Source organism: Pseudoalteromonas sp. Scap25 (assembly GCF_013394125.1).
Taxonomy (GTDB): Bacteria; Pseudomonadota; Gammaproteobacteria; order Enterobacterales; family Alteromonadaceae; genus Pseudoalteromonas.
The window spans coordinates 1,084,251-1,097,983 of sequence record NZ_CP041327.1; the positions used below are offsets into that span (position 1 = coordinate 1,084,251).

At 40.2% G+C, this 13,733-nt stretch carries 12 protein-coding genes and 1 other annotated feature; of the genes, 9 read left to right on the forward strand and 3 right to left on the reverse strand.

Going from position 1 to position 13,733, the window contains the following annotated elements:
• Positions 1-28 precede the first annotated feature (28 nt).
• Positions 29-637, forward strand: coding sequence for a hypothetical protein (locus tag FLM54_RS04995; protein WP_131690740.1), 609 nt, complete (start codon positions 29-31; stop codon positions 635-637).
• Between the two features lie 55 nt (positions 638-692).
• Here the strand turns inward: FLM54_RS04995 and FLM54_RS05000 are convergent, their stop codons facing one another.
• Positions 693-1,961, reverse strand: coding sequence for an HlyC/CorC family transporter (locus FLM54_RS05000; protein ID WP_013464491.1), 1,269 nt, complete (start codon positions 1,959-1,961; stop codon positions 693-695).
• A 61-nt stretch (positions 1,962-2,022) separates the two neighbouring features.
• On the reverse strand, positions 2,023-2,829 hold the full coding sequence (locus tag FLM54_RS05005) for an inner membrane protein YpjD (protein ID WP_138606286.1): 807 nt from the start codon (positions 2,827-2,829) through the stop codon (positions 2,023-2,025).
• 223 nt (positions 2,830-3,052) lie between these two features.
• Here FLM54_RS05005 and ffh point away from each other — a divergent pair, with 223 nt between their 5' ends.
• From ffh to tyrA, 7 genes are all read left to right on the forward strand, one after another.
• Complete coding sequence (ffh, locus tag FLM54_RS05010) at positions 3,053-4,432, forward strand: signal recognition particle protein (protein ID WP_010391303.1); 1,380 nt, start codon at positions 3,053-3,055, stop codon at positions 4,430-4,432.
• Positions 4,433-4,693: 261 nt separating this feature from the next.
• Positions 4,694-4,942, forward strand: a complete 249-nt coding sequence (rpsP, locus tag FLM54_RS05015; protein WP_006792801.1) for a 30S ribosomal protein S16 — start codon at positions 4,694-4,696, stop codon at positions 4,940-4,942.
• Between the two features lie 17 nt (positions 4,943-4,959).
• The gene (rimM, locus tag FLM54_RS05020; protein ID WP_058403461.1) at positions 4,960-5,496 is read left to right on the forward strand and encodes a ribosome maturation factor RimM; all 537 of its coding nucleotides are present in this window, start codon (positions 4,960-4,962) and stop codon (positions 5,494-5,496) included.
• Entirely contained in the window at positions 5,496-6,263 is a 768-nt protein-coding gene (gene trmD / locus FLM54_RS05025; RefSeq protein ID WP_058551019.1) for a tRNA (guanosine(37)-N1)-methyltransferase TrmD, read from the forward strand. The genes rimM and trmD overlap by 1 nt, the downstream gene beginning before the upstream one ends.
• A gap of 33 nt (positions 6,264-6,296) precedes the next feature.
• Positions 6,297-6,656, forward strand: a complete 360-nt coding sequence (rplS, locus tag FLM54_RS05030) for a 50S ribosomal protein L19 (RefSeq protein WP_008132530.1) — start codon at positions 6,297-6,299, stop codon at positions 6,654-6,656.
• Between the two features lie 161 nt (positions 6,657-6,817).
• Positions 6,818-7,687 carry an MYG1 family protein gene (locus tag FLM54_RS05035; protein WP_178955542.1) on the forward strand — a complete coding sequence of 290 codons (870 nt, stop codon included), beginning with the start codon at positions 6,818-6,820 and terminating at the stop codon, positions 7,685-7,687.
• A 338-nt stretch (positions 7,688-8,025) separates the two neighbouring features.
• Positions 8,026-9,159 carry a bifunctional chorismate mutase/prephenate dehydrogenase gene (gene tyrA, locus FLM54_RS05040; RefSeq protein ID WP_178955544.1) on the forward strand — a complete coding sequence of 378 codons (1,134 nt, stop codon included), beginning with the start codon at positions 8,026-8,028 and terminating at the stop codon, positions 9,157-9,159.
• Positions 9,160-9,211: 52 nt separating this feature from the next.
• Here tyrA and FLM54_RS05045 read toward each other — a convergent pair whose 3' ends face one another.
• The gene (locus FLM54_RS05045; protein ID WP_178955546.1) at positions 9,212-10,369 is read right to left on the reverse strand and encodes a chorismate mutase; all 1,158 of its coding nucleotides are present in this window, start codon (positions 10,367-10,369) and stop codon (positions 9,212-9,214) included.
• Positions 10,370-10,412: 43 nt separating this feature from the next.
• Positions 10,413-10,528, reverse strand: a sequence feature (Phe leader region).
• Between the two features lie 195 nt (positions 10,529-10,723).
• Between FLM54_RS05045 and FLM54_RS05050 the strand changes: the two genes are divergently transcribed.
• A complete protein-coding gene (locus FLM54_RS05050; protein ID WP_178955548.1) occupies positions 10,724-13,726 on the forward strand; it encodes an EAL domain-containing protein in 3,003 nt (1,000 codons plus the stop codon).
• Positions 13,727-13,733 lie beyond the last annotated feature (7 nt).

Here is a 13,733-nt window from a genome sequence, read left to right on the forward strand (position 1 = left end):
TTTAAAAAGTTCAGTGAGATCTTAAAAAATGAAAAAAAATATTATTACTTTATCTCTAATGCTTACTTTAGCGGGGTGTGCCACTGCGCCACCTAAGCAACCCGAAGATATTTGTAAAATCTTTGAAGAGAAATCTGACTGGTATTTTGATGCTAAAGACGCGCAAGATAAGTGGGGCTCTCCCAAACACGTATTAATGAGTATGATGTACCAAGAAAGTTCTTTTCGTCATGATGCCGCGCCACCCATGGAATACTTTTTATGGATAATTCCAACCGGCCGCGCAAGTGATGCCTATGGTTATTCTCAAGCTAAAACTCCAACTTGGTCTGATTATATTCGTGAAACAGGTAATAGTGGTGCTGATAGAGATGAATTTGAAGATGCGATCGATTTTATGGCGTGGTTTGTTTATAAAACTCACAAAGTTAATGGCGTTTCTAAATGGGATGCTTACGCACAGTATTTAAATTATCACGAAGGGTGGGGCGGTTATAAGCGAGGCACTTATCGTAAGAAAAAGTGGTTAATGAGCGTTGCCAATAAAGTAAAACATCGTGCAAGCCGTTATGGAGCACAGCTAAGACGCTGTGAGGATGATTTAGACAAAGGTTGGTTAGAGCGTTTATTCTTTTAACTAATCTAAACCCAGATTAATAAAAAAGGAGCCATTTGGCTCCTTTTTTGTTGGTTTATTTTTTACGTTTATTGGGCTGAATTTTAACTTGTTTAATCATGTTTTCTTTCACTTCAAGTACCTCAACCGGATAACCTGCAATACGAATGCTTAAGTTAGCATCAGGGATGTCTTCTAAGTACTCAACAATGAGGCCACTTAGCGTTTTAGGGCCATCTAATGGGAATTCCCAACCCATTTCTTTATTTAAGTCGCGTACGTTAGCACCACCATCAACAATATAAGAGCCATCATTTTGTGTGGTTACTTCTTCACTCGGTGTACGAGTTTGAGTAGTGGTGAAATCGCCCACAACCTCTTCAAGAATATCTTCTAGAGTAACTAAGCCTTGGATATCGCCATATTCATCAACAACAATACCAATTCGTTCTTTTGATAATTGGAACTTCAGTAGTTGGGTGTTAAGCGACGTTCCCTCAGGAATAAAGTAAATTTCACGTACAGCGCGCAGTAGCGAAGGTTTATCGAATTGCTCTTTAGTAAGAAGACGCAATGCATCACGAGAGTGAATAAATCCCACTGCATCATCTATATTGTCGCGATATAAGAGTACGCGAGTATGTTGAGCATGAGTCAGCTGTTTACTAATTATTTTCCAGTCATCGTTGATATCAATCGCCACAATTTCATTGCGGGGTATCATAATATCTTCAACGGTAACCTGTTCTAAATCTAAAATTGAGGTCAGCATACTCTGGTGGCGCGCCGGGATCAAAGCCCCTGATTCATTAAGCACGGTTTTTAATTCTTCTTTACTCATGCTGTGCTCATCTATTTGTGCAGCACTAATACCAAATAAGCGTAATATGCCGTTGGTCATCCAGTTAACAACAACCACAAACGGGAAGAGTATTTTTAACAAACCTTTGAGTATCACAGAGCTGGGAAAAGCGACTCGCTCAGGATAGAGGGCAGCCAGTGTTTTTGGCGTTACTTCAGCGAAAATTAGTACAACAAGTGTTAATGCACCTGTCGCTATCGCAATACCTAAATCGCCATACAAGCGTATACCAATAATGGTAGCTACCTGAGCTGCCGCAATATTAACCAGGTTATTACCAATGAGTATCAGACCTATCAACCTATCTGGTCGACTCAGTAATTTACTAACGCGTTTCGCAGCACGATGGTTCTCTTTAGCGAGGTGTCGCAAACGAATACGGTTGATTGACATGATTCCGGTTTCTGACCCGGAGAAGTAAGCAGAAAAAAGCACCAATAAACCTAATATGATAAACAGGGTACTTGTCGATATGTCGTCCAACGATGGATCCTTTTTTTATAAACCAATGCGTATTAAGCTAGAGTGAGCTTTCAGAGTCAAGTTAAAACTTATTCAGGACCACTTCTTGTATAAAACGGCTACCAAAATAAGCGAGTGTGAGTGTAAAAGCGGCAATCATTATACTAACTACCACTACTTTTCCTCGCCAACCACGTTTTACATGGCCAACCGCAATTGTAGTGAAAATGGCCCAAGCAACTAAGGATAGGATTGTTTTGTGAATAAACTCTTTGGCAAACATGCCATCTAGAAATACAAATCCGGTAATAAGCGCCACACTTAATAATACGGTGCCTAAGTTTAATAACTGGTAAAGTTGGCGCTCTACTACCATTAGCGGCGGTAAGTGACTGTGAACTATCGCTAGGTCTTTTCGTTTTAAGCGTTTATCAATAAAGTAAAACTGTACGCCATACAAAGTTGCAATAATTAAAATGCAGTAGGCTAATAATGACAGTGATATATGCGCAACTAGCGCCAGCTCTACATTAATACTTTGTAATAGAACATGATGAGGGATAAATAAGCTAGAAATTGTTAATAGCGCAGCAAAACCATAAACTACAGGTAGTAGCAAGGTCGCGGGAAACTTCAAAGAAACGGTAGTAACACACAGCACGATAATCCAGCAAGTCAGCAATGCCACATTAACAATGCTTAAATCTTGTCCATCAGCTCTAAATACCGAATTTACTAAAAGCAGCATGTGCGCCAAAATAGCGACCGTACTGAGTATAATAGTAACTTTTTGGCTCGGGCCCTGATGATGAAACAACCGCGAAAGCACGTGAGACGTTGCTAACACATAAAATAAACTGGCAATAATAGTTAAACTAATAATCAGCATTTTGCTTTGGCCACTTAATTGAAGTCAAATAATTCGTGTTCGTTATGTGGCCATTGTATTTTATAGCAAAGCAAATGCATAGACCCTGTAAAAAGAAACTCAATAAGCAGCATTTCAGCACTGTATTGTATGCCACCATTTACGGTATACTATTTCTAATTGAATTTTAATAACATCGACCTTATTAATAGAGTTGATTTCAACGTCTTTTCGGAACCGTTACATGTTTGAGAACCTCCAAGAACGATTAGGTAAAACCCTAAAAAATATTAGTGGCCGTGGCCGCCTAACTGAAGACAACATTAAAGATACACTTCGTGAAGTGCGAATGGCATTTTTAGAAGCCGATGTGGCGTTGCCTGTTGTTCGCGAGTTTGTAAAACAAGTAAAAGAACGCGCAGTGGGTATTGAAGTTACTAAAAGCTTAAGTCCTGGCCAAGTATTTATAAAAATTGTGCGTGAAGAACTTGAAAAGGCCATGGGTGAAGCTAATGAAGAGCTAAGCCTTAACGCGCAACCTCCGGCTGTTGTGATGATGGCGGGTCTTCAAGGTGCTGGTAAAACAACCAGTGTGGGTAAACTGGCTAAGTTTTTAAAAGAGCGCAAGAAAAAATCTGTGCTGGTAGTGAGTGCCGATGTTTACCGTCCTGCGGCAATTAAGCAGTTAGAAACATTAGCGACAGAAGTAGATGTAGAGTTTTTCCCAAGTGACATTTCACAAAAGCCAGTTGATATAGCACAAGCTGCTATTTCTCACGCGAAAAAGAAATTTATTGATGTGGTATTAGTCGATACTGCAGGTCGCTTGCATGTTGATAATGACATGATGGATGAAATCAAAGCGCTTCATGGTGCAATTAACCCAATCGAGACTTTATTCGTTGTTGATGCAATGACAGGTCAAGATGCTGCAAACACTGCAAAAGCATTTGATGAAGCTCTACCGCTTACCGGTGTGATTTTAACTAAAACAGACGGTGATGCCCGTGGTGGTGCTGCGTTATCTATTCGTCATATTACCGGGAAACCTATTAAGTTTATGGGTGTTGGTGAGCGTACTGATGCACTTGAACCTTTCCACCCTGATCGTATCGCCTCACGTATTTTAGGCATGGGTGATGTACTTTCATTAATCGAAGAAGTCGAGATGAAAGTAGATAAAGAGCAGGCAGAAAAAGTAGCGAAAAAAGTATTTAAAGGTGATGGTTTTACACTGGATGATTTTGCTGATCAATTAAAGCAAATGAAAAATATGGGCGGCATGATGTCGATGCTTGATAAACTGCCAGGCATGCAAAACATCCCAGATGCAGTAAAAGGCCAAATGGGTGATAAAACCTTTATTCAAATGGAAGCGATTATTAGCTCTATGACGAAAAAAGAGCGTGCACGCCCTGAAATCATTAAAGGTTCGCGTAAAAAGCGCATTGCAGCTGGGTCGGGTACTCAAGTACAAGAGATCAATAAGCTGCTTAAGCAGTTTACCCAAATGCAAAAAATGATGAAAAAAATGAAAGGTAAAGGTGGCATGCAAAAAATGATGCGTGGCATGAAAGGGATGTTACCACCGGGAATGATGGGTGGCGGTGGCCCGAAATTTTAAGAATTTAAGCTTTAACATCTCCAATATGAGACAAAAAGTAATCAATAAAGAGGCAAAGTGCCTCTTTATTGTTGAATAAACTATGCACAGAATAGCTTGTTCACATACTTTTTCTTCTTGGATCACGGTTTAATCTACTAAACTGCCTTTTTGCATCACTTCTTACTTGCATTGTTGCTAAAAACTCGTACAATTCACCGGCTCCCCATACTGGGGAGTAAATCTTATTAATGAAAACAGTCAATCTATTTAGAGGACGGTATGGTAACTATTCGTTTGCAACGTGGTGGCGCTAAAAAACGCCCTTTCTATCAAATTGTGGTTGCGGATAGCCGTTTCTCGCGTGACGGTCGCTTCATCGAGAAAGTTGGTTTCTTTAACCCAATCGCTTCGGGTCAGGAAGAAAAACTTCGCTTAGATTTATCTCGTGTAGATCACTGGGTAGGTCAGGGCGCAGGTCTTTCAGATCGTGTAGCTAAATTAGTTAAAGACGCTCGTAAAGCGGCTTAATAGGCGTAAGTGTAACCATGAGTCAAGAGAACACCTCATCAATAATTGTCGTAGGAAAGCTCGGCGCCCCTTATGGTATAAAGGGCTGGCTTAAGGTACATTCATTTACTGATGATCCCGCAGGGATCTTCGATTTCAGCCCGTGGTTGATAGGGCAACAAGGTAAATGGCAGTCCTTAGAAGTGGTCGACTGGCGTCGCCACAACAAAGGCTTTATCGCTAAATTTGCGCAAGTAAACGACAGAGACGAAGCAATGGCTTATACCCATGCAGAAATCTCAATGGATGCAACGCAATTACCAGAACTCCCGCAAGGTGAGTTTTATTGGCGAGATCTCATTGGCATGTCGGTTATGACTGATAAAGGTTATAATCTTGGCATTGTTGATGACTTGATGGAGACAGGCTCAAATGACGTACTGGTTGTTAAAGCAAACAGTAAAGATGCATTTGGTCAATCGGAGCGTTTAATTCCTTTTTTAACTGACTCAGTTATAAAAGAGGTTAAATACGACGTGAAAGAAATTACCGTAGACTGGGATCCTGGGTTTTAATGACTCAAACTAGTTCATTATGGGTTGGGGTGATAAGCCTTTTCCCGGACATGTTTGACGCAATTACCCAACAAGGGGTTACTGGTCGCGCAGTAAAAAATGGATTAATCGATTTTAACTGCTGGAACCCACGAGACTACGCTTTAGACAAGCATAGAACCGTAGATGATCGTCCTTACGGGGGCGGACCCGGTATGTTAATGATGGTTAAACCATTAGAAAAAGCCATCCTTGATGCTAAAAAAGCGGCAGGCGATGGTGCTAAAGTAATTTATATGTCCCCACAAGGGCGCAAACTTGATCAGCAAGGAGCTAGCGAATTAGCTAACTCTGAAAAACTGATTTTGATTGCCGGTCGATATGAAGGTGTAGATGAGAGAATAATAGAGTCATACGTTGACGAAGAATGGTCAATTGGTGATTTTATTTTGAGTGGTGGTGAACTACCAGCCATGACACTAATTGATGCAGTAGCGCGATTAGTGCCAGGCGTGTTAGGACACAATCAATCAGCAGAGCAAGACTCATTTTCGGATGGCTTGCTAGATTGTCCTCACTATACACGACCAGAAACATTGGACGACAAACAGGTTCCTGCTGTATTACTCAGTGGTAATCACCAAGCGATAGCAAAATGGCGGCTTAAGCAGTCATTAGGTAGAACTTGGTTACGACGTCCTGACTTGTTGCATAACCTAGCTCTGACTGAGGAGCAAGCGGTATTACTCGCAGAATTTCAGCAAGAGTACCAAAAAGCTTGTGGCTAGAAGACAGTTACACCTAGGAAAGTGAGAAACATAATGGCAAAAGTAAACCAAAATATTATTAAAGCGCTTGAAGAAGAGCAGCTTAAAACAGACGTACCTGCATTTGGCCCTGGTGATACAGTGGTTGTACAGGTAAAAGTAAAAGAAGGTGCTAAAGAGCGTCTACAGGCCTTTGAAGGTGTTGTAATCGCTAAGCGTAATCGTGGTCTTCACTCAGCATTCACAGTTCGTAAAATCTCGAACGGTGAAGGTGTTGAGCGTGTATTCCAAACGCATAGCCCTCTTATCGATAGCGTAACAGTTAAGCGTCGCGGTGCAGTTCGTCGTGCTAAGCTTTACTATCTACGTGAGCGTTCTGGTAAATCTGCACGTATTAGAGAAAAACTTAACTAATACGCGCTGTTTATCAACGCAAAAAAACGGGTTGCAACCTTTGGGTTGCAACCCGTTTTGGTTTTAATGCTATTGCGATTTTTTAGCGCTATATTTAAAAACCAATACACATCTTCAAATCACAATATCTTCTTACTTCTTGCAAAAAATGATGTACAAAAATGAATGATAAAACGATAGTTACACACAACGGCAATTTTCACGCAGATGATGTTTTTAGTATCGCTGCGCTTAAAATTATTTTCCCTTCTTTTACCCTGATCCGCACACGCGATAATGCGATTATTAATGACGCCGATGTGGTTATTGATGTTGGCGGTCAATATGACCCACAAACTGACCGATTTGATCATCATCAACGTGGCGGTGCTGGCGCTCGTGAAAATGGTATTCCTTTTTCGTCATTTGGCTTGGTGTGGAGAAAATATGGCTTAGCAATATGTGATGATAACCAAGATGTGGCGAATGCGGTGGATGCAGGGCTTGTATCAACTATTGATGCCATTGATTGTGGTCATGTTGAAGGGGTTGCTACAGGCATTAGCTTAAGCCAAACAATTTCTATGTTTAACCCAACATGGGAAGAGGAAAGTGATTTTGATACTGCTTTTGATCAAGCGGTTGAATTTGCACACACTTTACTGATTCGTTTTGTAGCTTCTGCCCGAGGTGGTTTAAATGCTAAAAAGATTGTTGCTCAAGCAATAAAACAAGCTGATGATCCTCGATTAATCGTGTTAGAGCGCTATACTCCGTGGAAAAAAACCGTACATAGTTTATCTGATGAGGCATTATTTGTTGTCTACCCATCTCATTCTGGCAAGTGGATAGTGCAAACGGTGCCTGCAGAATTAGGCTCTTTTGAAGACAGAAAGTCATTACCTTCACCATGGGCAGGATTATCAGATGAAGAATTTCAAGCGGTAACCGGTATCGATGATGCTATGTTTTGTCACAATGGCTTATTTATCGCTGGTGCAGAATCATTCGACAGTGTTATGTCGCTTGCGGCTATGGCATTAGAATACTAGTCCTTTTAATCGCGTGCTGATTATTTGTTAAAAGTGGCTTTTAGCCACTTTTAATATTCCCCTACTTAACTCAAGCTAGCCTATTGCAACTCAATTCAATGTAGTTAGCGCTGAAATAGCTGCTTGAGATAGATTTATTATCTCGTGTTCAGGTTACTTACTGCCTTACCCCACTCCACTCCACTCCACCTTGGTCTTAGTTGATAGACAGGTGGCGATCTTTTCCATAATTTGCCTTTTAACCCCCAACGTATCCTGTTAGTATTTATCGTATTGATTAGTTTACTTTTTTGTAATTATTAATTTACGATTTTGCTTTTTTGGGATGGAATGAGAACGTGGCAGAGATAAGTGATTTAGCGCAGCTAAGAACAGACATAGATGAATGCGATGCGCAACTGGTTGCCTTACTTGCAAAACGCAATGGCATTACTCAACAAATAGGCGCAATAAAACAACAAACTGGCGCGCCATTACATGCACCCGATAGAGAAGCCAATTTATTAGCTGCGCGACGCCAAGAGGCTATTAATCAAGGTGTGAATCCTGATTTAGTTGAAGACATTCTCAGACGCATGATGCGTGAAGCTTATCAAAATCAACAAGCCAAATTAGCCTGTGCCGATCCACGATTATCGCCAATTGTTATTGTTGGCGGTGAAGGGGCCATGGGGCAGTTATTTGCAAAACAATTTCAGCGCTCGGGATACGAAGTCAAAATTTTAGATAAAGCGCAGCAATCGCAGGCAGTCGATATTCTAAAAGGTGCAAAACTGGTGATGATCAGTGTACCAATAAATGCCCTTGAAACAGTTGTTAATGCACTACCGAAACTTGATGATGATTGTTTGCTGGTTGATATTACATCAGTTAAACAAGCCCCATTAACGGTACTTAAAAAAGTACATAGCGGGCCTGTTGTTGGCTTACATCCCATGTTTGGCCCTGATATTTCTCATTGGGTGAAACAAACTGTGGTGGTATGCGAAGGGCGCAGTCATGAGGTGGCGCAAGGGTTATTAAAGCAGCTACAAATATGGGGTTGTCAGTTAGTTGAGCTAGATGCTAAAAAGCATGATGAAGCAATGCAAATTATTCAGGTTATGCGCCATTTAACCACCTTTGTGTACGGTCAGTTTTTAGCAAAACAGGGGCATACACTTGCCGAGTTAAGAAGTTGCTCATCACCTATTTATCAATTAGAGCTAATGATGGTTGGCCGTTTATTTGCGCAATCGCCAGAGCTATACACCGATATTATGTTAGCGCAATTTGACAATGTCGAAAGCTTATTAGCGCAGTATCAGTCGCTGTTTTCAGAGACGCTTGAAAAGCTAAAAGCAGGAGATAAGCCCGCATTAATTGATGCTTTTGCAGATGCAAAGTCTTACTTCTCAGATTCAACGGCGCATTTTTTAACCCAAAGCCGTAGTTTATTAAATAAAGCGAATGATGCGAAAGTACTCGATTAAAAAGAATAGCTCCGTGAAAAGAAAAGGGCCGCTAGGCCCTTTTAATATTCGATTAGTTTTCAACACTAACAGCTTGTAAAGACTCACTTTGATAACAACCAAGTACACGAACATATTGAGTGTGCTGTTTAAGCTCTTCTAATGCATGCTTCACTTGGTTATCGATTAAGTTAGCCTCCAAGTCTACATAAAACACTTCTTCCCACGGATTGCCAGGAGTGGGCCGAGACTCTAGTTTCACTAAATTAATATTATGCTGTTTAAAAATCATTAACGCATCGGCAAGCGATCCGGCTTGTTGTTTGGTTGACATAATTAAACTGGTTTTAGTAGGTATTTGAGTTGATACTTGCAGTGGTTTTCGTGCAACAACAATGAAGCGGCTATGATTTTCTTTTTGATTGGCAAGATTCGCCTTGATCACTTCAAGGCCTACATTTTTACCAGCTTGCGCTGAGCCGATAGCTGCACTGTTTGGTGTGTCAAGAGCTGACTTTAATGCACTTGAGGTCGAATCACAGGTTTCATGTTGAAGTTCACCAAGACCCTGTAAAAAACGACTACACTGGGCAAAGGGTTGTGGGTGTGCAAATACCTTAGTTAATTGGCTTAACTCAGTTCCTGGGGCTGCTAATAAGCAATGCTCAACGCTATGAGTAACTTCACCGACAATAGAGACTTGTGCATGCTGCAGTAAATCAAATACTTCATTAATACTACCCGAACTGGTATTTTCAATTGGCAGTAAGCCAAAGTCGGCTTGACCTTTTTCTACTTTACCGGTGATTTCTTCAAATGAGGTGCAACCAATTTCAACTAATTTACCCTGGCGACGGCTAAAATATTTATGACATGCAAGCTGACTATAAGAGCCTTGACCGCCTAAATACGTTACGCGATGGGTTTCACTGAGTGCGTCAGGGTTTAAATTCTTTTGAAGCATGGCTTGTTGATGCAATACGGAGTCTTCTAATATCGTTTGAAACACGTTGTTAACGTAGTAAGCGTCAAGCCCTAAGGATTTGCCATAGCCAATAAGTTTTTCGAGCAAAGCCAGTTCACGGGCCTCATCACGAATGGGTTTATTATTTGCAATTTTATATTCAACTACGCCATGACTAATGCGGCGTCGCTTTGCTAGTAAAACAAGTAAATCGGAGTCGATTTCATTTATATCGTGCCTGAGAGTATCAAGTACATCGTTGCTCATTTGGTTTTCCTCATTCCAAAAATATCACTGATTTTGCAGTGAAAATAAAAAAGCCTCCCAGTTGGGAGGCTTTACTATTCGATTGATTTTATCTCACAAACAGGGAAGCCTCTTCTATATAAAGAAGCTAAAAAAAGAAAAAAAAGTGTGTGAGTAATTTATATTCATACCCTTAATGTATGAAGTGTCACTCCCAATGTCAACAAGCACTTACCTGATGTGGATTTTTTACCTAATATATGTACAAAAGGCGTTGTTTTTTAAAAGTTTATAAATAATTTATAATTCTGATTTAAGTTCTGGTATATTTCTATTACTTACGAAAATAATAATTATAAATAAGGTTGGCTTTTTGTGTATCGACGCCCTCCATCTCGATTTGGCATAAACTCACTCAGTGTAAAGTTATCATTGTTGATCTCTGGCATCTGTTTAGTGGCAGGTATTTGCGCGGCTGCATTAATGCTCAAGTCAGAAGAAAAACAGCTTGTTTTTGAAGAGCATGAGGTATTAAAGCAATCAAATGAATTATTAATAAACCAGTTTAACAACTTGATAGCGACCAAAGTTAAAATAGCAGAGCAAGCTAATATTGTTGTTAGCGAGCAGCTATTTGAGGGCCAACTGTCTTTTAAAAATAATACTACACAGACAATGCAGCTCACCAATGATGGCTCAGTGCGCAGTGCATCAGCGGATGGACTATCAGCCGCGTTTATTCCCCAAGCTGCATACTCTCCCTTTTATAAACAGCTAATTGCTGATTCTGAATCGCTTTGGAAAGTTATTTCACCTACGTTAATTCAAGATTTCTATAATTTTTACCTTATAACTGAAGATAACTTTATTCGTGTTGCACCACCAAACTGGGCACTTAATGTTCCCGGAGATTATACGTTTAATCAAAGTGAAAGCTTTAATTACGCTAAGTCGTTAACCAATCCACAACGTGATCCGCAGTGGTCTAGGGTTTACTACGATAACGTATGGAACAAATGGGTTGTGAGTTTAATTGTCCCTATTTATAACGATGATGAGTTTTTAGGCGTTACAGGCAGCGATATGTCACTCGACTCCTTAATATCGCAATTACCCGTAGGCGGAAAAGAAAAACACCTTGTAGTATTTGATGAGCAAGGGCAATTATTAGCGCACCCAAACTTAGGTTCTGATAGTTATACAAAATACGGTGAGACAGGTAAAAAGCTGCTACCAGAAGACTTTATTTCCCCAGAACTAAAGCGCGTAATTGATAGCGCTGGACAAATACAGTTACCAGAATATGCCGATTCATTTTCACTAAATGATGAAGACTATATTATCAATATTCACAAAGTGGAAGGCGTAAACTGGTATGTGGGTGTATATCAAAAACGTTCCTCAACGTTATCGGCATTGAAAGATTTAAAACTTAAGTTTTTTGGTTTATTTATTCTGTATGCCATTTTAGTTGCTTTACTATTACACCAAGCACTTTACCAATTGGTATTAAGACGCTTACATTCGTTGGTTTATGCAGTTACTAACTTCGGTAAAGGTCATCTAGAAATTGAGTTTCCAAAAGAAAACAAAGATGAAATTGGCACGCTTAATGGCTCATTCAAAGACATGACCATTGAAATACGTAAACTCATTGATGGCTTAAATCAGCGTATAATAGAGAAAGAAATCGCGGAGAAAGCAGCAAACCGCTTATCTAAAGCGGTTGCGTTCTCGGGTACGGGCGTGGTGATCACCGATGAAAATTTTGTCATTGAATACGTTAATCCAAAAATGTTGGAGATGACTGATTTTGTCGAGAATGATTTCTTACGCCAGCCATTACTGACAATTATTGCCAATGAGATGACCATGTTGGTAGAGGATATTGACATTGATTTGCGTAATCGTAATTACTGGCGAGGAGATACGCTTATAGAAGCGCTAAATAAGCCGCCAATATGGGTATCGCTCAGTGTGTCACCTATTCGAGAAGATGGTGGTAAAATCACTAGTTACGTGGCATCAGCACAAGATATTTCGTTTGTGAAAGAAAGTCAGCGAAAAATGGAACAGCTCGCTTATTTTGACACACTAACTGGGCTGGCTAATCGTACATTCTTTAGAATGCAACTTAGAAAGTCGATGGCGCTTGCTGAAAGAGGGCGTTACTCGTTTGCTTTATTTTATTTTGATCTGGATGAGTTTAAGCGTATTAACGATACCTTAGGCCATGATGCGGGCGATCAGCTATTGGTTGAAGTGGCAACACGCTTAAAACAGCGCTTACGAGCGGAAGATACCATAGCCCGTTTAGGGGGGGATGAATTTGCTGTTCTACTTAGTGGTATTGAACATCAAAAAGAAGCATCTGAAGTCGCTGACACTATACAAAAAACCTTAAATCAGCCGATAAAACTTGGCAGCAATGAAGTGATTGTTAGTGCAAGTATTGGTATTACCTTAGCGCCTTTTGATAGCCTAGAAGAAGATCAGTTATTAAAGCATGCCGATTTAGCTATGTATGAAGCAAAAGCCAAAGGGCGTAATACCTTCCATTTTTATAGCCAAGATTTAAATGCAGCAGCTAATGAACGATTATTCCTAGAAAATGAGTTGCGTCATGCGATTAAAGAAAAGCAACTCACGTTACATTACCAGCCACAAGTTGATTGTCGCGATAATAGCGTGGTGGGGTATGAAGCATTACTTCGTTGGTTCCATCCTACGCAAGGGTTTATTCCTCCGACTAAGTTTATTCCGATAGCTGAGGCAACGGGTTTAATTGTGGAGCTCGGTAAATGGGTGCTACAACAAGCGTGTGAGTTTACGAAGCGACTAGAACAACAAGGTAGAGCAAGTAATATGTCGATCAATCTGTCAGCAAGACAGTTTAAAGACGCAAGCTTAGTGCCTATGCTGAAAAAAATAATTATAGAGACGCAGATTAATGCTAAAAGTCTGCATCTTGAATTAACCGAAAGCATGCTGATGGGGAATGTTGAAGCGGCTATTGAGCAGTTACATCAACTTAAAAAGTTGGGTATCTCAATTTCTATTGATGATTTTGGTACGGGTTATTCTTCACTTAGTTACCTTAAGCGTTTCCCTGTCGATATTCTTAAAATTGATCGCTCGTTTGTCAAAGATATACCTGAGGATGATAACGACATGGAGATCACTGCGGCCATTATTGCTATGGCACAAAAGCTGAAGCTTGATGTAGTTGCCGAAGGGGTCGAAACAATCGAGCAAGTTGAGTTTTTACAAAACAATAATTGTTTTATTGTTCAAGGCTATTATTTTAGTAAGCCAGTGGCTGAGGATGATATTCCCGCATTATTTGATCAATTAGCAGCGCTAAAAATTATTAAATAAGCAAGAA

What these genes read in the sequence shown, in the direction of transcription:
- FLM54_RS04995 (WP_131690740.1), top strand. Translation starts at nt 29, where the DNA reads ATGAAAAAAAATATTATTACTTTATCTCTAATGCTTACTTTAGCGGGG.
- FLM54_RS05005 (WP_138606286.1), bottom strand. Translation starts at nt 2,829, where the DNA reads ATGCTGATTATTAGTTTAACTATTATTGCCAGTTTATTTTATGTGTTA.
- ffh (WP_010391303.1), top strand. Translation starts at nt 3,053, where the DNA reads ATGTTTGAGAACCTCCAAGAACGATTAGGTAAAACCCTAAAAAATATT.
- rpsP (WP_006792801.1), top strand. Translation starts at nt 4,694, where the DNA reads ATGGTAACTATTCGTTTGCAACGTGGTGGCGCTAAAAAACGCCCTTTC.
- rimM (WP_058403461.1), top strand. Translation starts at nt 4,960, where the DNA reads ATGAGTCAAGAGAACACCTCATCAATAATTGTCGTAGGAAAGCTCGGC.
- trmD (WP_058551019.1), top strand. Translation starts at nt 5,496, where the DNA reads ATGACTCAAACTAGTTCATTATGGGTTGGGGTGATAAGCCTTTTCCCG.
- rplS (WP_008132530.1), top strand. Translation starts at nt 6,297, where the DNA reads ATGGCAAAAGTAAACCAAAATATTATTAAAGCGCTTGAAGAAGAGCAG.
- FLM54_RS05035 (WP_178955542.1), top strand. Translation starts at nt 6,818, where the DNA reads ATGAATGATAAAACGATAGTTACACACAACGGCAATTTTCACGCAGAT.
- FLM54_RS05045 (WP_178955546.1), bottom strand. Translation starts at nt 10,369, where the DNA reads ATGAGCAACGATGTACTTGATACTCTCAGGCACGATATAAATGAAATC.